The organism is Paraburkholderia sp. WS6 (assembly GCF_030464835.1).
Classification (GTDB): Bacteria; Pseudomonadota; Gammaproteobacteria; order Burkholderiales; family Burkholderiaceae; genus Paraburkholderia; species Paraburkholderia madseniana.
Window position 1 is genome coordinate 35,569 of the sequence record NZ_JALQCK010000002.1, and the last position, 22,613, is coordinate 58,181.

The window sequence follows — 22,613 nt, forward strand, 5'->3', positions numbered from 1 at the left end:
CGCCCATGCGCCGGGCACCGCGTTTCGGCTCCAGCGGATTCAGACGGCAATCCGCGTGTCGCGAGCTTCAGGCATGCGCATTCTCACGAAGATAAATTCGGGTTTCCGGCGTTGGGATGGCGAGCGCGCCACGCACGTCGTTAAGAAAATTAATCGCGGCAAGGCCGGCCCAGTGCACGATGCCTCGCACGTCCTGATCGAGAATCACATCGATCGCGCGTTCGGTGAGCTGGCTGCGGGTCTCCGCGGTGCATTCATGGCCGATCACAACCAGACGGGCCTTGTCGCCGGATTCCTGCAATGCCGCGGCAATCCCGGAGATGCCGCCGCCCGTCGCATAGACGCCGACCAGATCCGGATGGCGTGCCAGCAAACCCTGAGCGGCGAGACCCGCACCGTCGTCGTCTTCGGCGAAATCGGGCTCGGCGATCCAGCGCAGATTGCGAAAGTCCTCTTCCAGAACCTGCGAAAAACCAGTGCGCCGCTCCAGTTGATCATGCAGGCGTGACGAGGCGGAAAGCACCGCCACCGTGCCAATGCGGGAACCGAGAAATCTGCCCATCAACAAACCGGCCGTACGACCGGCGACCCGGTTATCGACGCCGACATACGCGGCGCGGCGGCTCGACGGCAGATCGGAGAACACCGTGACGACAGGCACGTTCGCCGCGCTCATGTCTTCGATCAGACGTTCTACCCATGGATAGTCGAGCGGCACGAGCACGAGCGCGTCGTAGCTGGCCACCTGTTCGGCGAATGTGGCCGTGTCGCGCTGACTGGAAAAATCGCAGCGATAGAACGAAGGGATGATGCGGTGTTCGCGAAAGAAGCTGGCGGAGAGCGCGATACCGCGCTCGACATGATCGAGAAAGCGCGAGTTGATCTGGGGAAGCACAAAGGCGACGCGAAACGAACCGGCCTTCGCCGGGCGGCCGCGACTCGCGCGTTCGTCGCGCAGCGTGGCCAGCGCAAGGTGAACGCGCTCGGCAGTTTCCGGACGCACGGCCTGATCGTCGCGCAACACACGATCGACCGTGGCCACGCTAACGCCCGCACGACGCGCAATCATCATACGTGTAGCCGGCATGTGTCTCCTCCGGTGCCGAGCCAGAAGTCGTTTTGTTTTATGAAGGTAGCTTTTTCTGTACGAAATGCAAGTTTTTTTACTTCGATAAATCCATCATTTTTGATGGCATGGTGCGGCGCACATGAAGGTGTGAAGCAATTGGCAATGCGATGCCGAACGCTCGCCATGCTGAATCACTTGCACCGCACAAGCGTCAGTTCCCATCCGTCTCGATAGCCGGTTCGCACAGAATCGGAAAGTTGACCGAGTTCGCGATATAGCACTTCTCATGGGCCGTATGATGCAAACGCCCAGCCAGCTCCAGGTCGCCGCCTGCCTGAATGACGACGTGCGGCCGCAGAACGATCTGTGAAAAGCGGGCCTGCTCCGGACTATCGAGCATCGTGCCTTCCGCGTTGTCGCGATAGCTCAAAACAACGATGCCCGCATCCGAACAAAGATGCAGATACCAGAGCTTGTGACAGGCGGACGCTGAGGCGACCAGCAGATCTTCCGGGTTCCACCGGTTCGCGTCGCCGAGAAATGCGGCGTCCGATGACCCGGGAATGTCAGGCTTGTTTCCCGCAGCGATGATGTGGTCCCGACCGTATTCACGGTATCCCGAGGTGCCGCTGCCGCGGTTGCCTGTCCATTGCACCGATACCGCGTATTTGTGCTCGCCGTACGCCATGCCAATCTCCTTCGCTGTTGACCCGGATTTGATTTCGCAACAGGCGCATTCTAAATGCGCGCACCCGTTTTGGTATACCATTATTCCAAACGACAGGAACTCGACGCACATGGACCACAAACTGGATTCGACGGCCGATGCCATCGCCGCCTCACTACGCGAACTGATCGCGACCGGCGAACTGGAGGATGGCGCACGGCTGGTCGAGCGCGAACTCGCCGATCGCTTCGGCGTGAGCCGGGTGCCGATGAGAGAGGCCATACAAAAGCTCGAGGGCGAAGGACTGGTCGAACTCATGCGCAATCGCGGGGCGGTCGTGCGCACCTTGACCGAGTCGGACCTGGACGAGATTTACGGCCTGCGCATCTTGCTCGAAGGCGACGCCATTTTCCACGCGGTCAAACGCATGGACAGTGAGACGTTATCCCGCGCCGAACTCGTTCATCGGCTTCTGGGAGATGCCGATACCGCGCAAAGACAGGGTGAACTGAATCGCGAATTTCATGAACTGCTATACCGGCCGTGTGCAAACAGCCGGCAATTGAAAGCGATCCGCGAGCTGCGCGCTCAGGTCGAGCGCTACGAGCGATTGCAAAGCACGCTGCTCGCCGACACACCGGCGTTCCAGGACGAGCATCTCAAGATTCTCGAAGCATGCGAGACCGGTAACGCACGCCTCGCGCGATCGATGACGGCGGAACATCTCAAGTCGGCGAAGCGCATCGTTCTGCAACTGGTTCGGGCTGAGTGACGACTACTGTCCGAACGCTTTTCCCGTCACGTTCGGTGCGCGAGGATCCGGGCTCATATTCAGGCTGGTGCCGTTCGCCCGCATGTTGTTGAGCGCCGGGCCGGATCCAGTGCCGCCGGCTCCTCCGATCGCTGGGGCGTGGCCCAGGGTGCCCAAGCCTGGCGTTGGGCTCAGCCCGGCCGCGCCCGCCCCCAAACCCGTTCCCTGCCCTGCGCCATTCATCCCACCTGCCTGCAAACCGACCATACCATTGGCGTTAAGGTTTGCCGATTGAGCGCAAGCCACGCCCGTCAGCCCCATCATCAGCGCCGCGGCCAACATGGTTTTTGTCACGATTTTCATAGCCCACTCCATCATGCCGTCGAATTGCCCGACCCATGTTTCCCGCACATCGTAGCGATGCCGAGCCAACGACGCTCGCAAAGGAACCCGGTCAAACGGTAAGACCGCCCGCCAGCCACTTTTGTTCATCGCTGAAAGCATCCGGTTTCCAGACAGCAACCGGCGCGCGTCTGGCGAAGATTCGCCACAATCGTCTGCAGCGCTTCCTCGACGAATTTACCGACGAAATCTGACCGGCCCATCTTCGTCGGCAATTTGTACAAATGCTTACAAAGCAGCGTGCGTCTGGCGTCCACCGGCCGCGCTGCTGCCGCGTTATTGCAGGCATCTACCCGCGGAGCCCGCAATGAACACGAACCTCACCTCCAGTAATTCGCAGCGCAGCCGTATCCACCCCCTGGTCGCCGGCGCAGCCGTGGCCGTCATCCTCGCGAGCGCCACCGGCATCGCGGCGATGACTGGCCTTCTGCCTACCTCGCACGCCGTTACCGAGCCCGCGCAGCCGGCCACCACGGTCGCCGCGCAGGTTGCCAGCGCTCCGGTCGCCGCGCCCCAGGCGGCCCCGGTTCAGCAACCGGTTCAGCAGACGGCCCAGCAAACGGTCCAGCAAGCCGCACCGGCACGGCCGCGCGTGCATCACACGCACAGCACGCCCGCCGCGGAGACACCGAGGTACGCAAACAATCAGGGCTACCAGGCACCCTATGAACCCGCGCCGGCAAGGCCGGTCGCCGACCCTTATGCGGGCGAAGTCGTCGCCATCAACACGGTGCAGGCGCCTGAGCCGACCACCGGGCTCGGCGCGCTGGGTGGCGCGGTCGCCGGCGGCCTCGTCGGCAATCAGATCGGCGGTGGACGGGGCAAGATTCTCACCACCATCGCAGGCGCTGTCGGCGGGGGTCTTGCCGGCAACGGGATCGAGCACGCCGTGCGCAAGCAGACCACGTATCAGGTCCAGGTGCGTATGCAGGACGGCAGCTACCGCAACTTCAGCTACCCGACGCAGCCGGACGTCCAGATCGGCGAGCGGGTCCACGTATCCGGCGATTCGTTGACGGCTTCATAACGGGCGAACGCATCTGGCGATGTGCTGACGGCTTCGTGAGATTGTGCGCCGGCATGTCGCCCGATGCCGGTTGGCAAAAATGTGGCGCAGCGCCGTGCGCGTTATGATCAACCGTTACGCCAGAACGGCTGATCGCGCACGATGGAGCACGCCTACATCCACCTTTTGCATCTGCTTGCCGGCCATCCGGCGTGGATGCTCACGGTCGTCTTTCTTGCGGCCTTCCTGGAGGCCGTCGCCGTCATCGGCACCTTCATCCCGGGCAGCACTGCGATGTTCCTCGCCGGCGCACTGGCCGGCACCGGCTCACTGAGCCTCGGCTGGGTGTTCCTGTGGGCGATCGCCGGCGCCATCGCCGGGGACGGCATGAGCTTCTGGATCGGTGGCCGCTACAAAGACAGGATCGTCCAGTTCTGGCCGTTCCGCACCCACCCGCAGATACTCGACGCCGGCCACCGCTTCTTTCAGAAACATGGTGCCAAAGGTGTCGTGTTCGCCCGCTTCGTCGGACCACTACGAGCGATCGTGCCGGTGGTGGCAGGCATGCTGGGCATGACGCCGCTGCGCTTCTACGGCATGAATGTACTGTCGGCGCTGCTGTGGGCTCCCGCGCATATCCTGCCGGGCGTGGTCTTCGGCGCCTCGGTGCTGCTGGCCGGCGCGGTGTCGTTCCGCCTCGTTGTCATCATCGCGTTGCTGGTGGGCATCGTCTGGCTGAGCTATCGCGCGATGGAGTTCCTGGTCTCGCATGCCAGTGCGTGGTCGAGCGCGGCGGGACGCTACCTGGGAAGCTGGGCGTGCCGCCACCCAGGCCCGTTCGGCCGATTCGCGCGGCGGCTGCTCGACCCCGAACAGCCGGATGCCAGCAGCATCGTGTTGACGTCGCTGGTTGTGCTCGCGGCGGGTGCGCTCTTCTTCGGCGTGCTCGACGACGTCGTCAGCGGCGATCCGCTGGTCAGTGTCGATCTGTCCGTCTATCACTTCCTGCAATCGGTGCGCACGCCATGGAGCGACACGGTCCTTGCAGGCGTTGCGACACTCGGCAGCGTCTTCACGCTGACGGCGGTGGTCGTGACGGTGGTGGTGTGGATGCTGCTCGAGCGGCGTTGGCGCGCCATCGGCTACTGGCTCGCCGCGGTCGTGTTTTCCCAATTGCTGATCTTCGCCCTGCAGTTCGCCATGCACCGCGCGCCGCCCAATGAACTCCTGTCCGACGCGTACGTGTTTCCGAGCAATCACGTCGCCGCGACGGTGATCGTCTACGGCTTCCTCGCGTTCCTGCTCGTGCGACGGGTCGGCATGCTGGAAGGTTTGCTCGTGGCGACCGCGAGCATGGTGGTCGTGATCGTGGTCGCGCTCGCAGGACTTTACTTCGGTAGGTACTGGGTCTCCGACGCGATCGGCGGTGCCGCGCTCGCATACGTCTGGGTGGCCATCGTCTCGCTGACGGCAATATTACGGTATCCGGAAGTGCCGCCCTCACGCGGTTTCATGCCGGTCGTGGTTCTGGTGGTCATGCTCGCGAGCGTGGGCGTGCAACTGAGCGTCAATCCCCTGGCAGCGGCGCCGGACCACATGCCTCACCCGCAGCCCGTGCTGGTCACGCAAGCGCAGTGGACAGTGTCGCTGTGGAAAAGACTGCCATGCTATCGCTCGGACATGGGCGGCGACCACAAGGAACCGCTCACGCTGCAATGGGTGTCGAACCTCGATTCGATCAGGGGGCAACTGCGCGCCCAGGGATGGATCGAGGGCACGGACCTGTCGGCGCGCAGCCTGCTCTCGCTTGCCTCGCCGAACGTCGCGGCGACATCGCTGCCGGTATTGCCGAAGCTGAACAACGGCGTGCCTTCGTCGCTGGTCCTCATGCGCCCCGGCGACACGCGCGACGAACGCGACGTCCTGCGTTTCTGGCCGAGCGGCTATGCCGTGGAGAACGGCGCGTCCGCCACGCCGCTGTGGGTCGGGTCCTTTGCGCACGAACGGCTCGCCCGGGCATCGTGGCCGATTAACATTCTGCGAGTCGACAAGGAAGAGTCGTCGTTCGATGCGCACACTAGAGCAAGCGCCGATCTCGGCGCGGCGCTCGTGGCCAGGGTGAGTTGTCAAGGCGTGCCGGTGTCGCTGCTGGCCTCGCCGGTGGAATGAGCGGCGCGTTGCCGATGGTCTGCCTGGATGTGCGGGTTCGCCGTACCGATCAGGAAATCGCTCTGCGCTCAATCACTTGGCGGCTTTGGCCAGGACTTGTCCACAAGGATATGAACATTTTCTGTGGATAACCTGCGCTATTCGACTCGCACATGCCGGTCGACGCAGGCAGCCCCTTCTATTGATGCAACACCCACTGAATGAGCACGTGGGCATCGTCACTTGAAAGCGGTGGAACCGGATCGGCCTCCGGCATGGTGATATCGCCCCAGTGAGGTTTTCCGCCGGCCAGCAGCTTCTTTTCCAGCATGACACTCGCCCCTGGCGACGTGCGATAGCGTTGTGCGATCTTGGGGAATGACGGCGCCAGATCGGCCCCTTCGGTGGTATGACAGAACATGCAATGTTGTTGTTCGATCAACCCCGCCACTGCGGATTGAGCGAGTGCACCCGTGCAAACCATCAGCGCCAAGCTGAGGAGGACCGCGTTACAACATAAGTTTTCCACGCGTTTCACGATATTTCTCCAGTGTCGCGACGCGCCGCCAAGGGCCCAGTTCACCCATGCTGACCTACGCGCGGCGTCATCCCCGACCGCCCATCAAGGCGACGCCGGGCGGATCGCGCTGGCAATATCGCGGCTCACCGTTCCGAGCGCCCTGCTGTATGCCGCGACCACACCATCGAAGCCGGCGCCGCTGCAAGGCTCGTGGACCGTGCTTCGGCCGCTTAGCACCGGCTTTTTCCCCGGCGACGCGACCGACCACAACACGTCAACCGTCACCGCGTCGCCAAGCGCCGCATCGAAGCGCTGGATGTCGAGTTGAACCCGGTAAGCCGACGCCGGATCGCCGCCGATCGCATAGGTGGAGACAAGCGGGCTGTTCAGCAACTGCCCGAGGTCGGCGCGTACCACGCGCGGGATCTGGCTTTTCAAAGGATCGGCCCAGCGGGCGAATTCGTCGATATCCACCTTGTTGTCACCGGAACGCACCACGATCTGCGGCCGGTCAACGAGATCGGGCACGGTCACCACCGTGATCAGGACAGCAATCGGCGCTGCAGGCGGCATGTCCGTCTGCGCGGCCGCCGGGCTCAACGTGTAGAAGTCCGACTTGGGCGACGAAGCGCAACCGTACAACGCGGCGAGCGCCAACGCCACTGCTACGATTAAGGATGGGCGCATCATTTCTTATCCTCCAGCTTGCCGCGGATCAGTGCCTCTGGATGGCGCTCGAGATAGTCCGCCAGCGTGCGGAAAGCCGCCGCCGTACGCGCCAGTTCCTTCATTGCGTCGCCGGTGTTCTGTGCCAGCGCGGAGTCAGGCTGCAGCGCGTTATTCGCCGAGTCGAGCGCGGTCTTCGCGGCGGCCAGCGTTTGAGCCGCTTGCGGCGCGACCTCGGTATCCAGCCGCTTGAGCAATGCATCCGCATCGCGCAGGGTCTGATGCGCATCGTTGCCGATCGCTTCGAACGGAATCTTGTTCAGCTTGGCGATGAGCGCCGTCACCGAGTCCTGAAGCGATTGCAGGCCGCCGGGCACCGTCGGCATCGCGGGCGGGTTCGTGCTCCAGTCGACCTTCGCGCTGGCTGCATTGGGGAAGAAGTCGAGCGCGACGTATAGCTGGCCAGTTAGCAGATTGCCGGTGCGCAGTTGGGCCCGCAGGCCATGATCGACGAGCGTTTGCGCAAGTTGCTGCCGATCGGCGTCGGTGGTCAGCCTGCCGCCGGTCTTCCCTGACGCGAAGCGCGACGTAAATCGCTCTGGAAACACCTTGATCTCGACCGGAATGCTGAACTGTTTCGTTACGGGATCGAACCGTGTACGAATCCCTGAGACCTCGCCTACCACGATGCCGAGAAAATCGACCGGCGCGCCAACCGTCAAGCCGCGTACCGACTCCTTGAAATTGAGCACGTAGTTATCGATGATAGTGTCGTGGCGTTTCATCGCCTCGGTCTTGTCAGAGAACAGCGTGAACTCGGTGCTGGCATTCGCCTCTGGCCCATCAACCGCGTTGTCAGTCGACTGAAAAGCAAGGCCGCCGATCAGAATGGCCACCAGCGATTGCGTATTGACCTTCACACCTGTCGCATCGAGCGAGACGTCGACACCGCTCGCCTGCCAGAAGCGCGTGTCGTTCTGCACGTACTTGTCGTACGGCGCGTTGACGAACACATGCATCGTCACCCCTTTACCGTCGTCATCGAGCTTGTACGATGTGACCTGGCCGACCTGCAAGCGCCTGAAATAGATCGGCGAGCCGATATCGAGCGACCCCATGTCGTCGCCCTTCAGGACGAACTCACGCCCCGGCACGCCGCTCGCGAACACCGGCGGCGACTCGAGCCCGACGTAGTCGCGCCGTGACTTGGGCGAGCTGCCCACGTCCATGCCGATGAACGAACCGGAGATCAAGGTGCCGATGCCCGACACCGTGCCGCCCGAAATCCGCGGACGCACGACCCAGAAACGCGTGTCGTCCACCAGAAGACCCGTGGCGTCTTTCGTGAGCTCGGCGGTGGCGACCACATTGCGGTGATCGCGCGACAACGTGACGCTCTTGACCACGCCGATATCCACGTTCTTGAACTTGAGTTTGGTCTTGCCAGCGTCGAGCCCCTCACCGGTTTCGAAACTGATGGTGACGGTCGGCCCCTGTTCCAGGATGGCCTTGACCGCGAGCCAGCCGCCGATCAGTACCGCCACCAGCGGCACCAGCCACACGACTTGCATGCGCCAGCGCGAGCGACGCGTCGCTACCGCTTCGGGAAGCTCCGGTGGCCCGGGAGGTCTAGACATGATGATCCTCCGTCGCGTCCCAGATCAGGCGCGGGTCGAACGACATGGCCGCGAACATCGTCAGCACGACTACCGAGCCGAACGCAACCGCGGCGGGTCCCGCCTGAATCGTGGCCAGCGCGTTGAACTGCACGAGCGCGACAAGAATGGTGATGACGTAGATATCGAGCATCGACCAGCGGCCCACCAGCTCCACCAGACGATAGATGCGGGTTCGTTGCTGCAGGAGCATGACCGAGCGCCGCTGCGTGGAGATCACGAGGTAGATCAGCGCCAGGATCTTCAGCATCGGCACCGCCACGCTGGCGATGAACACCACCACGGCGAGCGGCCATGAGCCTGAGGTCCAGAGATAAACCACGCCGCTCATGATGGTGTCCTTCTCCGAGCCGAACAGCGAACTGGTATTCATCACGGGCAGCGCATTCGCCGGGATATACATCACGATGGCGGCAATCAGGAAGGCCCAGGTACGCGCGATGCTGTCGGGTTTGCGTGCATGCAAATGAGCGCCGCAGCGCGGGCATGCTGCACCGTGCACATGAGCCGTCGACTTCACCAGCAGGCCGCAGCTATGGCAACTCAACATGCCGCAGCGCAGCGCGGTGTGGGCGGACGCGGCGGCGGCCGCCTCCGTCTTCGAAGCCGCATCGTCGAAGCTGCCCATGCGCCGCCAGAGTGCGTGTGGATCGAAGGCGGAGCCGGCCGCCGCCAGCAGCAGCATGAGCGCGCCGAACGACCAGAGCGCGACACCAGGCACCACGCTCGCAATGTGCGCGAGCTTCACGAGAGCCACCAGCATGCCGAGGATCAGCACCTCGGTCATGCCCCACGGTTGCGCGAGATGCATCAGGCGAAACACAAAGTCGGCGTGATACGGGCGGCGGTTCAGCTGCAACGGCACCAGCAGATAAGCCATCGCAGTCATCTGCATCAACGGCATCAGGAAGGTGGTCGCCAGCACGAGACCCGCGATTGGCCACATGCCGTCTTTGTAGAGTACGCGAACCGCACCGAGCAATGTCGTCTCGACGAGATCGCCGTTCACCGCGAGTCCGACAATCGGATACAGATTGCTGATGAAGAACAGCACGACGCAGGTCAGCGTGAAGGCCAGCGCCCGGTCGGTGCTGTCGGGATGCGCGCGATAGAGTTCCGCGTGACAGCGGCAGCAGCGCAGCGTGCCGTCGGGCGGCACCGCGGATTCGCGCTGCAGCAGATCGCATTCGTGGCAGGCGACGAGGGGAATCGGACCGGCCTCGTTTGCCTCGTTTGTCGTGGCGGTGATCATTTAGGCTGCTCCGCGCCGGGCGCCGTGGTTGTCGGAGTCGCTGACGGATTCGCTGATGGATTCGTCGACTGAGTCCCTGACTGATCGCCGGACTGACTGGCCAACTGTGCCACCGCCTTCTGCCCCATCACTCGCCCGGTCATCGCCTCGGCCTGCACAACCCAGCCGCCGCCCATCGCCTTGTAGAGACCGATCAGCGAGTTGAACACCAGGCCATTGGTCTGCGTGTAGCCAAGCTGCGCATTGAACAAACTGCGCTCGGCATCCAGCACCTCGATATAGCTCGTATAGCCGCCTTCGAAACGCAGCCGTGCGAGCCGCGCATACGTGCGCAGCGAGTCCACCTGGCGAGCCTGCACGACCAGTTGCTCGCGCGACTTCTGCAGCGCGATGAGCGCATCGTCGACTTCCTGGAACGCGGTCTGGATAGCCTGCTGATACTGGATCAGCGCCTGTTGCTGCTGCGCCTCCGCCTGACTGACCTGACCGCTGATGCTACCCGCCGTAAAGATCGGCACCGTCAACGAACCGGCGTACGACCAGACGCGCGCAGGCCCGGTGAACAGTTTCGAGAACTGTCCGCTCGTCGAGCCGAACAGACCGGTCAGCGAGATTTGCGGAAAATACAGCGCGCGCGCCGCGCCGATCAAGGCATTCGCGGCGACCAGGTTTTGCTCGGCCTGCAGCAGATCGGGACGACGCTCGAGCAGATCGGACGGCAGGCCGGCGGGTACCACGGGCTGCACCAGTTCGGTCAGCTCACGGCCGCGCAATATCGGGCCAGGGTTGTGGCCGAGCAGCACCGACAACGCGTCTTCCTGCTGTGCGATCTGCGTTTCGAGTTGCGGAATCGTCGCGAGCGAGGCTTCATATTCGGACTGGCTCTGCGCGAGTTCCATCTGCGAGACATCGCCGCCGGAAAAGCGCGCCTGGAATACTTTGACCGATCCGGCGCGGCTGTCGGTGGTCGCCTTGGCGATCGCCAGTTGCTGATCAAGATCGCGCAGATTGATGTAAGCAGTCGCCACCGAAGCAACCAGCGAGAGAATCGTCGCGCGACGGCCCTCCTCGCTCGCGAGCAGGCTCGCACGCGCCGATTCGGTCTCTCGACGCACGCGCCCAAAAAGGTCCAGTTCCCACGCCACCGACAACGGCGCCGAAAACGCGTTGTAGACAGGACCGAAGCCCGCAGGCAACGGCGTCGGCCCGGCCTGTGAAACACGCTGGCGGGACGCGTCGAAACCGGCGTTGATCTGCGGAAAAAGCGCCGAGCGCGTCGTCACGAACTGACCGAGAAACTGGTCGACGCGGGCTGCCGCGATCTTCACATCCTTGTTGTCCGTGAGCGCGGCCAGAATCAGATCGTTCAGAACGGGGTCCTGAAACTGTTCCCACCACGGCGTATTGGCGACCTCCGTAGTTTCGCCTGCTTCGAAACGGAAGTTCGCGGGCGTCTCCACGTTCGGGCGCACGTAGTCGGGACCGAACAGGCAACCGCTCAATCCTGTTACGAGCAGCAACGCGGGCGCGAGACGCAGCCGGAACGGAGTGCCTCTCATGTCAGTCGCCCTCGCGTCGTGCGGACGGCGTGACAGTAGGACCGCCGGAACCTGCCGGCGCAATCGGCGCAACCGGCCCCGCATCATCTGCCGCAGTTGACCCGCCGCTCGCTCCCGGCGTCTTCTTGCCGCCGCTCTTTTCCGACATGGTTTCGAGCACGTAGAAGAACATCGGAATGAAGAACACCGCGATCACCGTTGCGCCGAGCATGCCGCCGATCACACCGGTGCCGATCGAATGCCGGCTGTTGGCCGACGCGCCGAGCGCGATGGCAAGCGGCACGCAACCGAGAATGAACGCGAGCGAAGTCATCACGATCGGCCGCAAGCGTTCGGTTGCCGCCGTGACCGCCGCGTCGTATACCGACTCGCCCGCTTCGCGATTGAGCACCGCGAACTCGAAGATCAGAATCGCGTTCTTGGCGGCGAGCGCCACCAGCATGGTCAAGCCGATCTGGAAATACACGTCGTTTTCAAGGCCGCGCAAAAGAATTGCGAGCAGCGCCCCGAACAACGCGAACGGCACCGCCAGCAGCACGCCGAACGGCAGGCTCCACTTCTCGTATTGCGCGGCGAGAATCAGGAACACCATCACGAGACCAAACACGAACACGAGCCCCGAGGTGCCGCCCGATTGCCGCGCCTCGTACGCCTCACCGCTCCAGCCGACGCCGTAGCCCGTCGGCATGACCTGGTCGGCCACTTCCTCCAGCGCGTTGATGACTTGCCCGGAGCTGTAGCCAGGCGCGCCATTCGCCGTGATCTTGACCGCCGGAAAATTGTTGAAACGCGTGATCAGATCCGGGCCGGTGACGTACTTCGAGTTCACCACCGCCTTCAGCGGCACCATGTTGTTGGTCTTGCTGCGTACGTAAAGCTGGTTCAGATCCTGCGGTGTGAGACGGTACTGCGGTTCGGCCTGCAGGATGACCTGCCACAACCGGCTCGAACGGTTGAACTGCGAGACGTAGAGCGAGCCGAACATCGTCTGCATCGCGCTATACACTTCTTCGATCGGCACGCCGAGCGTTTCCGACTTGTCGCGATCCACGTCCACCAGCAACTGTTGCGACGACGCATTGAACGTGGACGTGACACGCGCCAGTTCCGGCCGGCTTTTCGCCTTCGCAACGAAGTCGTCCACCACGCCGGCCAACTGCGACGTGGTCGCATCGCCCTTGCTCTGAATCCACATCTCGGTGCCGCCCGTCGTGCCGAGCCCCGGAATCGAGGGCGGATTGACCGGCAGGATGATCCCCTCTTTGACAGTGGAAAGGTTCTTGTAGGCGTCGATCAACACCGCCTTCGCGTTCTGGGTTTTGATATTGGCGAACTTGTAGCGCTCATCGAAACTCTTGAAGCCGATGAAGAACGTGCTGGCGTTATTCTTGTTCTGACTGTCGAGCAGGCTGAAACCGTCGACGGTCGTCACACTGCTTACCGCAGGCTGTTTCATGAAGTAATCGGTCACGCGCTCCGACACCTCGCCGGTTCGATCCAGGCTCGCCGCGTCCGGCATGATGACCGCGCCGAGCAGATAGCCTTGATCCTCAGGCGGCAGAAACGAGGTCGGAATGGTGCGCATCATGATCACCGCCAGCGCTACCATGCCGACAAACAGCAGCAGCGCAACCACGAAGCGTTTGATCACCAGTTTGACCATGGACGTGTAGCTGTCGGTCATCTTCTCGAAGTTCCGGTCGAACCACTTGAAGAAGCCTTTCTTCTCATGATGGCCGGGCTTCAGCAGCAAGGCGGCCAGCGCCGGTGACAGCGTCAGTGCAACGACGCCTGAGAAAATGACCGAGATCGCGATGGTGATGGCGAACTGCTTGTACAACTGTCCCGTAATGCCGCCGAGAAAAGCCACCGGCACAAACACCGCGCACAGCACGAGCACGATCGCGACAACCGGGCCGGCCACTTCGTCCATCGCGCGCCTCGCGGCGTCCTTCGGACTCAGCTTGTGGACGTTCATATTCCGCTCGACGTTCTCGATCACGACAATCGCGTCGTCCACCACGATGCCGATGGCCAGCACCATGCCGAATAGGGTCAGCATATTGATTGAGAAGCCGAGCGCGAGCATGCCCATGAAGGTGCCCATGATCGAAACCGGCACCGCCAGAACCGGGATCAGTGTGGCCCTCAGGCTCTGCAGGAACACGTACACCACGATCACGACCAGTATGAGAGCCTCGAAAAACGTATGGACGACATCGGAAATCGACGCGCGCGTGAACTCGGTCGTGTCCATCGCAATGTCGTATTCGAGACCCTGTGGGAAGGTCTTTTTCATTTCCTCGAGTGTGGCACGCACCTGTTTGGACACGTCGAGCGCGTTCGCGCCCGGCTGCTGATACACCGCGATGACGGTAGCCGCCTTGCCCTGGTAGCGGCTGCGGATCGAGTAATCCTTCTGGCCCAGCGCGGCGCGGCCGACGTCCTTGAGGCGCACGATGGCGGCGTCGCCGCTGGCCGCGCGGATGATGATGTTGTCGAACTCCGCAGGCTCGCTCAGCCGGCCTGTGGTGGTGACGGCGAACGACTGTTCGACTGGCGCGCCCGTTGGCGACTGACCGAGGCGGCCTACAGCGAATTGCTGGTTCTGGTTGGAGACCGCCCTCTGCACATCCCCGGCCGTAATACCGAGTTGTGCCATGCGGTCGGGTTTGAGCCAGATACGCATCGCGTAGTCCGGCGTGCCGAAGATAGACGATTGATTCGCACCGGGAATGCGCTTGAGCGCATCGAGCACGTAAATATTCGCGTAGTTGGCGATATACGTCGCGTCGTAGCGATCGCCCGGCGAATAGATGGCGATCACCATCATGAACGCCGACGATTTCTTCTGCACCTGAATGCCCTGTGACTGCACCGAAGAGGGCAGTTGCGGCAGCGCGAGGTTCACGCGGTTCTGTACGTCGACCTGCGCCAGTTCCGGATTGGTGCCGATCTGGAAGTACGCGTTGACAGTCAGATTGCCGGTGGATGAACTCGACGAGTTCATGTAAATCATGTTGTCCGCGCCGTTCACCTGCTGCTCGATCGGCGCGGCCACGTTGTTGGCCACCACGTCGGCATTCGCGCCGGGATAATTGGCGGAAATCGTGATCTGCGGCGGGGTGACATCCGGATACTGCGCGATCGGCAAGTTGAACATCGCCACCGCGCCGCCGAGCGTAATGACAATCGAAATCACCGACGCAAAAATCGGGCGGTCGATGCAGTAACGGGAGATATTCATGTCGCGTGTCCCCTACTGCGCGGCGGTCGTGTCGGACGGATGTCCCGTCGAACTGCTCCCCCCGACTCCCGGCACGTAGGCCGCCGCATGCGCGGCTGGCGCTGCGACGATTTTCAGCGGCACGTCGGCGGCCACGCGTATCGCGCCGTCTACCACCACCCGCTCGCCCGGTTGCAACCCCTCGGTGATGAACCAGTCGTCGCCATGCCATTCGCCCACTTCCACGACACGTTGATGCGCCTTGGAGTCGTTGTCGACCACCCACACGAAGTGGCTTTTCGCTCCCTGCAAGACCGCGCGTTGCGGCACGAGAATCGCCTTCGGCCGGGAAGCGCCGGACACGCGCGCCCGCACGAACTGGCCGGGACGCAACTGGCCTTTCTCGTTCGCGAAAGACGCCCGTACGAGGAACGTGCCGGTCGCCGTGCTGAAGGCGGGATTGGCGAAACTGATACGACCGTGGTTAGGAAACTCGGTGCCGTCCGCCATGATCACCGTGACTTCGAAGTCGTCATTGGCCGGAAACCGCAAACGGCCCGCCGTGATCTCTTCGCGGAACTTCAACAACTCATTTTCTGAAACGCTGAAGTTGACCCACATCGGATCGAGTTGATAGACATAGGTCAGCAAGCCCGAAGCCGAGGCGGTGACAAAGCTGCCGTCCTGTTGCCTCGCGAAGCTGGACAAACCGGTGAGCGGCGACTTGATGGTCGTGTAGCTGAGATTCAACTGGGCGGTTTGGACCTGTCCTTGAGCTGCGATCACCGCGGCTTCCGCCTGCTTTTCATTGCCGGTTGCGTCGTCGAGATCCTTCTGGCTCAACGCATTTTGTGCGGCGAGCGGAATCACGCGCGCGAGATTCGCCTTCGCGACGGTTAGACGCGCCTGCTGCTGGGCGAGCTGGCCTCTGGCGGTTTGCAACGCCGCGTCAAAAGGCTTTGCGTCCATCTGGAAGAGGGTCTGTCCGGCGTGAACCAATTGCCCTTCGGTATAGAGCCGCTTGTCGAGAAAGCCGTCCACCCGCGCGCGAATCTCGACTTCGCGAGAACTCTGCGTTTGCGCGGTGTATTCGAAATCGACTGGGGTGTCGCTCTGCACCACCGGCATCACGGTGACCTCGATCGCTCCGGCGGTGGGCAGCGTAGCGGCTTTGTGACAGGCGGCGCACAGCGCAAGCGCGGCGAGCCCGGCAATCGCAAGACCTAGACGGTTTCTGCTCATGGCTGTCTCCCCGTCCCGATCGATGTCTACTGAACCGTGTAGCCGCGGCCGGTCATGCAAGCAGCCACTGCCCGGTTGAAGGTCGCCATCTGCTGCGACGTCTGTTGCTGACTCGCTTGCTGCTGCGCAGCCTCGGCCTGGTTGGCACGGCGCTGGCGCACGCCGCCGGCCGCTGTTCCGGTGACCGCACCGATTGCCGCGCCCTTTCCGGCATTGCCCGCGATGGCGCCCACTGCCGCGCCCACGGCGGCGCCGCCCGCTGCGCCCTTGACCGCTCCGCCTTGCTTGGGTGCAGCGCCAGGTTGAGCGGACTGTTGAGCAATCGCGACCGGGTCAACACCGGTCGTCTGCTTCGCCCATAGTTGGCACTCCGCGGTATCGGTTTGCTGCCGACTCGCGCTTTGGCCTTTCGCCGGATAAATGATGGGCTGCTGCGCGGCCGCCGAACACGCCAGCGTCAGCACAAACATACCCGTCAGCCCTCGCACGATCGATAGCATGGTCAGATTCCGTTCAATTTTTCCGAAGACAATCCTTCAGCGGGCGCCGTGTTTGCGACTATCCGTGCGCCCGATCCCGACCCGGGGCGCCATCTTCGCCCCTGATCAGTCGAGTCAATTATTGGATTTCGCGTCGTTCGATAGCAATTGGCCTTTGGTCCCATAGCGCACGAATTCGCGTTACAGGGCTATGCAATTGCTCGTCAGACAGGCGGTACACCGTCGAGCGCGGCGCGCACCGTCTTCACGAACAGTTCGTCGTTGAAAGGCTTGCGCAACCAGGCAACCGCACCGGCTGCGAGCGCGTGCTCGCGTACGCCGATCTCGTCGTGTGCGGTAATGAAGATTACTGGTATGCCATTGCCGGCCAAGCGCCGCTGGACTTCGAGTCCATTGAGCCCGGGCATCTGCACGTCGAGAATGACGCAGTCGGGTCGATACGACGGCATCGAGGCGAGAACGTCGAGGAACGCATCGCCGCTGGAGAACGTTTCGGCGGCGATCCCGATGGAGCGAAGCAATCGCTTGATCGCCCGGCTCACCGATTCATCGTCATCGACGACGACAACGAATGGTTTGAGTTTTCCCATGGAGAGTAGTCCGGTGTCCGGGAATACGCGAGTCAGCGCACTCCCCCAGACGAAAGCCTACGAGGCAGAAAGGTTCACGGATATTGGACCTTGGTCCCGTGTCGATCGAGCACGGATCAGGTGCGGACCGGGTGCGAGCCGCTAGCGAACCGCGCATGGACCGGCGAGTAGCCCTTCGGCGACGCACGCACCTGAGCAGGCCTCGAATCGGGCCACACTGCTGCTAACGGACTGCAATGACTTCAGCGCGAAACGTGGGTTTCGCCCGCGCCGCCGAGACCGACTTTGTCCGCGACGCGCACGAGCTGGGCCAGCGAAGTGACTTCCATCTTCGCCATCACGCGCGCGCGATGAGCCTTGATGGTCTTCTCGACCGTGCCAAGCTCGCCTGCCACCTGCTTGTTCAGACGGCCCGTGACCACGAGCGCCATGACTTCCTTTTCACGCGGTGTGAGCTTGTCCAGCCGGCCACGGATCGCATCCAGCTCGCAGCGCGTAGCGCGGGTCTCTGCAACGCGTTCGAAAGCGGCTTCGATCGCGCGGAGCAGATCGCAATCGTTCACAGGTTTTGTCAGAAAATCGGTCGCCCCCGCTTTCATCGCGCCCACTGTCATGGCGATATCGCCATGACCGGTGACGAAAATGATCGGTAGCATCGCCTTGAGTTCGCGCTGCAATGCCAGCCCGTCCAGGTCAGGCAATTGCACATCGAGAATCAGGCAGGCCGGAGAATCGACCTCGCGCAACCGTTCGAGAAACGCGCGGGCATTGCCGTATGCTTCGACACGGTAACCTGCGGAGTGGAGCAGACGCGCCAACGCACGGCGCACGGAATCGTCGTCGTCGACGACGAAGACAAGCGAATCGGATTCAGTCATGGCCTTTATCGCGACTTATCCTCCGGCGTGGCATCGCCAACCGGCAATGCCACGTAGAATGTCGCGCCTCGATCGTTGTTGTTTTCGGCCCATAGTCGCCCGCGGTGCATGTCGATGATGGAACGGCTGATCGACAATCCCAAACCGAGCCCTTGGGGTTTTGATGTAAAAAACGGCTTAAAGATCTTGTCCAGCTTATCGGCGGTCAATCCATGGCCCCGATCGCGAACAGCGATCAACACCATGCCGTTGTCGGCCGGTTTGAGCGTGACGCACACCATACGGTCGACGGGTGGGACCTCATTCATCGCATCGAACGCATTCAGCAACAAATTCAGCATGACCTGCTGCAATTGAACCCGATCGCCGCGCACGGGCGGCAATGTCGAGTCGATATCGAGCGTCACGCGCGTACCGCGCACGATCGCGTCGCTATGCACCAGCGCCACCACATCGCGCATCACGCCGGCGAGGTCGAGAGGAATCACCTCGAGATCGCCCTTCTTGACGACCGCGCGAATCCGCCGGATCACCTCGCTGGCCCGGTAATCGTCCTGGACAATATCGTTAAGAATATCGCGCAACTCGGCCAGATCGATCGGATCGGCCATCATGAAACGCTGCGCAGCCTGCACGTTGCTGAGTATCGCGGTAAGCGGCTGATTCAACTCATGCGCCAGCGAGGAAGCGAGTTGTCCCATGGTCGATACGCGTGTCAGATGCGCAAGATCCGCGCGCTGACGGCGTAACTCATACCGGTCCGTCTTGTCGATGATGAATGCGAGCGTGACGTTTTCACCTTCGAAACGAAATGCACACAGGTCGATGTCGGCACGAAACTCGGTGCCGTCCTTACGGCGCGCGCATAGATCGTCCAGCGGCAAGAACCTGCACAATTGCTGCGTGGCTGGGGGAGCATCCCAGCGTGACGCGTGGCTGTCGAAACGCAGCGCGTGAACCAGCATTTCCACCGGCTTGCCTTGCAACTCATCACAGTCATAACCGAAGAGCCGATCCGCTTGCGGATTGACCATTGCCATCACGCCGCGCCCGTCGAGCATCAGCGTGGCTAACGGTAATAACGTCAGTACTTCACGGAAATAATGCTCACCGCTCACCTGATCGTTATTGTCATCGTCAGCGTGTGAATCGTGCGCGAGCACCGCTCGCGCGACGTCATCATAAGTCTTCCTGCGCGCGGTTCTCGCGGAGGCCATCATGCGAATCCGATCCGTAAAACGCCGTCTCGCACGCGACGCCGGTAGACCGCTGTCTGGCGCACCGGAAACCGCGGGAGGGTTGAGAAATTTCTCGGGACGGAGCCATTCCGATTGACGGGGATGATTTAAGGAATCGTGTAGAGCTGCTTTATCCGCCAGTTCGAGATGCGCTGAATGCGCCGCATGCTCACTGGGCATCCCGCAGTCGCGAGAATTCGCTCCGTCAATTGGCGGATTAACACTGCTGAACGCCGCAGATGCGCGATGTCGCAATCCAAGCACCAGCAACCCGAGAATAATCGCGGTTTGCAAAATGACGACAGCAGGCATGACGATGCTCATGTCCGAACGGCCTCAAAGATTCGGCACCGCGAGATTGGTTGCCAAAAGTCTTGCTGAACATCGGCGCGAGACTGCGCCTCTTGAACAGCAGGCTCATCGTGTCTTCAGACAGTTAACTAGTTGACGAAGACACGCTCTGTCTGTGGGCGCATGCGGAACGAGTGCACCGGTAGGAGTTACATCAGCGGAGCGCTTTCAACCGGCAAAATTAATCGTAGTACGGACGGTTAAACATGTAAACGTAATTGAGGTATTTCTTTTGCACATATTTCGGTCCGCCGATGAATGTGACCAAAGTGCGACCGCCCATGTGCTTCATCGATTGGCAGCACAGTTTCACACCTCATCAATTGCACCCTTGACCATTGGCTGTGCGATAACAGGTCTTTCCGCTCGGACTCTTATATACGCCCTTACCGTTTTTGGTCTTGGCTTCTCCGCCTTTGCTCGTCGTTGTTGTCGTGACACCGTTCTGATTCTTTTGCGCCCTCCACGCATTGCCGGTGTTCGGGTTATAGCCGCCGGCCGCCTGTCCGTTATTGCATTCGGTCATACCTCGCGCGTTAGTGGTGCACTCCGCGAATACATTGGATGACAGCGCAAAGGCTATCAACACGAACAACACTTTCATGGTCGTCTCCTGAGGCAGCAGGCACAGCTACGCCTCCCACAACTTCCAGATTAGCCCCATCCGCTCGCATGCATATTGGACCTTGGTCCTATTGCAGGCAGCAGCATTTCAGCCGCCTCATGGAGGCGACTCCGCAACGGAAGCATTGGCTCAACGCTGACGCGCGGACTTGCAACGTGTCGTCCGGCACATCAGGCAACAAGAGAAGTGGATTTGACCACCATGCCGCATGCATCGAACGATTCGAATCGCACAGTCCCGCAATCATGGCACTTTCGGTTCGCGTGGCTCGGCTCCGCTCTGCTGTGCTCGATGTCCGCACCGTCGATTCACGCACAGGAGATGGAGCCGCGCGCCTATTCTGCCGTGCCGGTGGGGACCAATTTCGCGGTATTCGACTACGCGCGATCGAGCGGCGACGTATCGTTCGATCCATCGTTGCCAATCACCAATGTGCAGGCACATATCAACATCTTTTCGCTGGGCTATTCGCACAGTTTCGGGGTCGCGGGGCGTACCGTGAGTGTCGCGGTATCGGTGCCCTATGCGAACGCGAATGTGAGCGGCGACGTGAAGGGTGCTTTTCAGCAGCAATACCGCTCGGGTCTCGGCGACGTGCACTTCAGGATCGCGGCAAACCTGCTCGGCGACCCGGCGCTCTCTCCGGAAGAATTCGTGCGACGTACCCCCAGCACGATCCTCGGTGTCAGCCTAAGCGTGGTTGCGCCAACGGGCCAGTACGTACCCACCCGTCTCATCAATATCGGCGCTAACCGCTGGTCGTTCAAACCCGAAATCGGGCTCTCCCAGCCATTCGGCAACTGGTTTATGGATGCTGCGGCAGGCGTATGGCTTTTCACTGACAACGACGATTTTTTCGGCGGCCATCGGCGCAGCCAGGATCCCATGCCGACTCTCCAATGGCACGGCGGGTACACCTGGCGCCCCAGACTATGGCTTGCCGCGGATGTTACTTACTTTACGGGCGGACGCACCCACGTCAACGGTATCGAGGATCAGGACTACCAACTCAGCGCACGATACGGCATCACGCTGTCCGTCCCGCTGGCAGCGAAATGGTCCGCCAAACTCGCATGGTCGCGCGGCCTGGTGACACGTGTGGGCGGCAACTTCCAGACAATCTCGATCGCGCTTCAATACCACTGGTTCAATTGACCCCTGCCTGGCAATGCAGTTGTGTAGCGGATTCGCAAAAAGCGCAGTGCCTGATTCCCACTACCTAATGCCTTTTACCTAGTGTTTTATGCCTAGTGTTTAATGCTTAATGCCCGAGAATATCGAGCGCCGCGCGCATCGGTGCGAAAGATATTTTTACTATTCCGCCGAGCGGCGTATTCATTTCCATGATCAGGAAGATTGCACCGGAAGTCGACAGTGCACACATCACGAGCGCCGTTATCGTCGTGCCGTTGCGAGGCGCAAACAGGCCGAACGTGCCAAAGAGGATCGCCAGCCACGACACCAGAACCACGAGCAACGGTATCGGAATCGAACCCGTTTGCTGAAGAAGCGCGAGCCATCGCGTAGCTAATACATCGTCGACGATTTGCAGCGCCCGCGCCTGCAATTGACGCTGCGTGTCGGTGTGCGGCGAGAGTTCCTCCACTTGACGCTGAAATGCTTCTCCGCGGGCCACGGCTTCGGGGCTGCTCAATCTGGCCAGTTGAGCGGGATCGCCGGAAGACATCGCCGCAACCGAAGCCTCGGTTGTGCGTTTAAGCGCGCTGCGAATCTCCTGAGTCTCCGGACCATAGTGGGCCAGCACGCGATCAAGACGAACGATAGCGGCAGCGCTATGCAAAAGCTCCGTATTCATGGTGTCGAAAGAGCCTTTTGCCGACGAAATCAGCAGGCCCAGCACCAATGCGGCCATGGTTGCAACAAGACCGGTCGCCAGTTTGACCACACCGGTGGATTCATCGCTGAGGTGGTGCTGTGGCAGCACGCGGCGCAGATACGAACCAAGCAGCGCACTGCCGAAAACGCACGCGAATACGACTGCCGCATCGACGAGGTGGTTCACCCTGCGGTCCTCCGTCTCTGGTTGCGCACGTGGCGATTCGATATCTTGCGCTCCGCGCTGCAACGTGCAATTGGACCAAGGTCCAATTGTCTTTACGTGCCCGCAACACCACTATTTATTCCAGTCGAAGCGTCCCGCAACCGGTATGGGCCGCACCATCACCGCCCTTCGAGGCCGCGAACAATCCGACGCGCCAACCGCGTTCACACCGTGACGTCATTTCC

The 22,613-nt window shown here is 61.7% G+C and carries 20 protein-coding genes; 4 read left to right on the forward strand and 16 right to left on the reverse strand.

Features of this window, described 5'->3' with window-relative positions; genetic code table 11:
* Positions 1-67: 67 nt before the first annotated feature.
* Both M0D64_RS02705 and M0D64_RS02710 read right to left on the reverse strand, forming a co-directional pair.
* Positions 68-1,087: a LacI family DNA-binding transcriptional regulator gene (locus M0D64_RS02705; protein ID WP_266256512.1), complete on the reverse strand. Its 1,020-nt coding sequence runs from the start codon at positions 1,085-1,087 to the stop codon at positions 68-70.
* A gap of 193 nt (positions 1,088-1,280) precedes the next feature.
* Positions 1,281-1,757, reverse strand: a complete 477-nt coding sequence (locus M0D64_RS02710; RefSeq protein ID WP_266256513.1) for an OsmC family protein — start codon at positions 1,755-1,757, stop codon at positions 1,281-1,283.
* 109 nt (positions 1,758-1,866) lie between these two features.
* Here M0D64_RS02710 and M0D64_RS02715 point away from each other — a divergent pair, with 109 nt between their 5' ends.
* Positions 1,867-2,508: a GntR family transcriptional regulator gene (locus tag M0D64_RS02715; RefSeq protein WP_266240263.1), complete on the forward strand. Its 642-nt coding sequence runs from the start codon at positions 1,867-1,869 to the stop codon at positions 2,506-2,508.
* Between the two features lie 3 nt (positions 2,509-2,511).
* Here the strand turns inward: M0D64_RS02715 and M0D64_RS02720 are convergent, their stop codons facing one another.
* Positions 2,512-2,991, reverse strand: coding sequence for a hypothetical protein (locus M0D64_RS02720; protein ID WP_308101687.1), 480 nt, complete (start codon positions 2,989-2,991; stop codon positions 2,512-2,514).
* Between the two features lie 205 nt (positions 2,992-3,196).
* Between M0D64_RS02720 and M0D64_RS02725 the strand changes: the two genes are divergently transcribed.
* Together M0D64_RS02725 and M0D64_RS02730 are read left to right on the forward strand one after the other, a co-directional pair.
* Positions 3,197-3,916, forward strand: a complete 720-nt coding sequence (locus M0D64_RS02725; protein WP_154564349.1) for a glycine zipper 2TM domain-containing protein — start codon at positions 3,197-3,199, stop codon at positions 3,914-3,916.
* A gap of 141 nt (positions 3,917-4,057) precedes the next feature.
* Positions 4,058-6,064: a bifunctional DedA family/phosphatase PAP2 family protein gene (locus tag M0D64_RS02730; RefSeq protein WP_266256514.1), complete on the forward strand. Its 2,007-nt coding sequence runs from the start codon at positions 4,058-4,060 to the stop codon at positions 6,062-6,064.
* A 178-nt stretch (positions 6,065-6,242) separates the two neighbouring features.
* Here M0D64_RS02730 and M0D64_RS02735 read toward each other — a convergent pair whose 3' ends face one another.
* The 12 genes from M0D64_RS02735 to M0D64_RS02790 all read right to left on the reverse strand — a co-directional run bounded on the left by M0D64_RS02735 (position 6,243) and on the right by M0D64_RS02790 (position 20,345).
* Positions 6,243-6,581 (reverse strand): c-type cytochrome, encoded by a 339-nt coding sequence (locus M0D64_RS02735; protein ID WP_266256515.1) that lies wholly within the window; start codon positions 6,579-6,581, stop codon positions 6,243-6,245.
* Between the two features lie 84 nt (positions 6,582-6,665).
* On the reverse strand, positions 6,666-7,253 hold the full coding sequence (locus M0D64_RS02740) for a membrane integrity-associated transporter subunit PqiC (RefSeq protein ID WP_266256516.1): 588 nt from the start codon (positions 7,251-7,253) through the stop codon (positions 6,666-6,668).
* Positions 7,250-8,866, reverse strand: coding sequence for an intermembrane transport protein PqiB (locus M0D64_RS02745; RefSeq protein WP_266256517.1), 1,617 nt, complete (start codon positions 8,864-8,866; stop codon positions 7,250-7,252). The genes M0D64_RS02740 and M0D64_RS02745 overlap by 4 nt, the downstream gene beginning before the upstream one ends.
* Complete coding sequence (locus M0D64_RS02750; protein WP_266256518.1) at positions 8,859-10,157, reverse strand: paraquat-inducible protein A; 1,299 nt, start codon at positions 10,155-10,157, stop codon at positions 8,859-8,861. Before M0D64_RS02750 ends, M0D64_RS02745 begins: the two co-directional genes overlap by 8 nt.
* The gene (locus M0D64_RS02755; protein WP_266256519.1) at positions 10,154-11,716 is read right to left on the reverse strand and encodes an efflux transporter outer membrane subunit; all 1,563 of its coding nucleotides are present in this window, start codon (positions 11,714-11,716) and stop codon (positions 10,154-10,156) included. The genes M0D64_RS02750 and M0D64_RS02755 overlap by 4 nt, the downstream gene beginning before the upstream one ends.
* 1 nt (position 11,717) lies before the next feature.
* Entirely contained in the window at positions 11,718-14,963 is a 3,246-nt protein-coding gene (locus M0D64_RS02760) for an efflux RND transporter permease subunit (protein ID WP_266256521.1), read from the reverse strand.
* A 12-nt stretch (positions 14,964-14,975) separates the two neighbouring features.
* Positions 14,976-16,184: an efflux RND transporter periplasmic adaptor subunit gene (locus tag M0D64_RS02765; protein WP_266256522.1), complete on the reverse strand. Its 1,209-nt coding sequence runs from the start codon at positions 16,182-16,184 to the stop codon at positions 14,976-14,978.
* A 26-nt stretch (positions 16,185-16,210) separates the two neighbouring features.
* Positions 16,211-16,684 carry a YMGG-like glycine zipper-containing protein gene (locus M0D64_RS02770; protein ID WP_266256523.1) on the reverse strand — a complete coding sequence of 158 codons (474 nt, stop codon included), beginning with the start codon at positions 16,682-16,684 and terminating at the stop codon, positions 16,211-16,213.
* Positions 16,685-16,887: 203 nt separating this feature from the next.
* The gene (locus tag M0D64_RS02775; protein ID WP_266256524.1) at positions 16,888-17,274 is read right to left on the reverse strand and encodes a response regulator transcription factor; all 387 of its coding nucleotides are present in this window, start codon (positions 17,272-17,274) and stop codon (positions 16,888-16,890) included.
* 242 nt (positions 17,275-17,516) lie between these two features.
* Entirely contained in the window at positions 17,517-18,152 is a 636-nt protein-coding gene (locus M0D64_RS02780; RefSeq protein WP_266256525.1) for a response regulator transcription factor, read from the reverse strand.
* Positions 18,153-18,157: 5 nt separating this feature from the next.
* Complete coding sequence (locus M0D64_RS02785) at positions 18,158-19,372, reverse strand: ATP-binding protein (RefSeq protein WP_266256526.1); 1,215 nt, start codon at positions 19,370-19,372, stop codon at positions 18,158-18,160.
* Between the two features lie 688 nt (positions 19,373-20,060).
* Complete coding sequence (locus M0D64_RS02790; protein WP_266256527.1) at positions 20,061-20,345, reverse strand: hypothetical protein; 285 nt, start codon at positions 20,343-20,345, stop codon at positions 20,061-20,063.
* A gap of 207 nt (positions 20,346-20,552) precedes the next feature.
* Here M0D64_RS02790 and M0D64_RS02795 point away from each other — a divergent pair, with 207 nt between their 5' ends.
* Positions 20,553-21,521: a transporter gene (locus tag M0D64_RS02795; RefSeq protein ID WP_308101688.1), complete on the forward strand. Its 969-nt coding sequence runs from the start codon at positions 20,553-20,555 to the stop codon at positions 21,519-21,521.
* 106 nt (positions 21,522-21,627) lie between these two features.
* On the opposite strand, the gene M0D64_RS02800 is transcribed toward M0D64_RS02795, so the two are convergent.
* Positions 21,628-22,389: a hypothetical protein gene (locus tag M0D64_RS02800; RefSeq protein ID WP_266256528.1), complete on the reverse strand. Its 762-nt coding sequence runs from the start codon at positions 22,387-22,389 to the stop codon at positions 21,628-21,630.
* Between the last annotated feature and the right edge of the window lie 224 nt (positions 22,390-22,613).

Bases quoted from the DNA above. Each gene is read 5' to 3' on its own strand.
- M0D64_RS02785 (WP_266256526.1), bottom strand. From the start codon at position 19,372: ATGATGGCCTCCGCGAGAACCGCGCGCAGGAAGACTTATGATGACGTC.
- M0D64_RS02705 (WP_266256512.1), bottom strand. From the start codon at position 1,087: ATGCCGGCTACACGTATGATGATTGCGCGTCGTGCGGGCGTTAGCGTG.
- M0D64_RS02770 (WP_266256523.1), bottom strand. From the start codon at position 16,684: ATGCTATCGATCGTGCGAGGGCTGACGGGTATGTTTGTGCTGACGCTG.
- M0D64_RS02755 (WP_266256519.1), bottom strand. From the start codon at position 11,716: ATGAGAGGCACTCCGTTCCGGCTGCGTCTCGCGCCCGCGTTGCTGCTC.
- M0D64_RS02780 (WP_266256525.1), bottom strand. From the start codon at position 18,152: ATGACTGAATCCGATTCGCTTGTCTTCGTCGTCGACGACGACGATTCC.
- M0D64_RS02750 (WP_266256518.1), bottom strand. From the start codon at position 10,157: ATGATCACCGCCACGACAAACGAGGCAAACGAGGCCGGTCCGATTCCC.
- M0D64_RS02740 (WP_266256516.1), bottom strand. From the start codon at position 7,253: ATGATGCGCCCATCCTTAATCGTAGCAGTGGCGTTGGCGCTCGCCGCG.
- M0D64_RS02720 (WP_308101687.1), bottom strand. From the start codon at position 2,991: ATGCTTTCAGCGATGAACAAAAGTGGCTGGCGGGCGGTCTTACCGTTT.
- M0D64_RS02765 (WP_266256522.1), bottom strand. From the start codon at position 16,184: ATGAGCAGAAACCGTCTAGGTCTTGCGATTGCCGGGCTCGCCGCGCTT.
- M0D64_RS02790 (WP_266256527.1), bottom strand. From the start codon at position 20,345: ATGAAAGTGTTGTTCGTGTTGATAGCCTTTGCGCTGTCATCCAATGTA.
- M0D64_RS02775 (WP_266256524.1), bottom strand. From the start codon at position 17,274: ATGGGAAAACTCAAACCATTCGTTGTCGTCGTCGATGACGATGAATCG.
- M0D64_RS02745 (WP_266256517.1), bottom strand. From the start codon at position 8,866: ATGTCTAGACCTCCCGGGCCACCGGAGCTTCCCGAAGCGGTAGCGACG.
- M0D64_RS02710 (WP_266256513.1), bottom strand. From the start codon at position 1,757: ATGGCGTACGGCGAGCACAAATACGCGGTATCGGTGCAATGGACAGGC.
- M0D64_RS02715 (WP_266240263.1), top strand. From the start codon at position 1,867: ATGGACCACAAACTGGATTCGACGGCCGATGCCATCGCCGCCTCACTA.
- M0D64_RS02730 (WP_266256514.1), top strand. From the start codon at position 4,058: ATGGAGCACGCCTACATCCACCTTTTGCATCTGCTTGCCGGCCATCCG.
- M0D64_RS02760 (WP_266256521.1), bottom strand. From the start codon at position 14,963: ATGAATATCTCCCGTTACTGCATCGACCGCCCGATTTTTGCGTCGGTG.
- M0D64_RS02725 (WP_154564349.1), top strand. From the start codon at position 3,197: ATGAACACGAACCTCACCTCCAGTAATTCGCAGCGCAGCCGTATCCAC.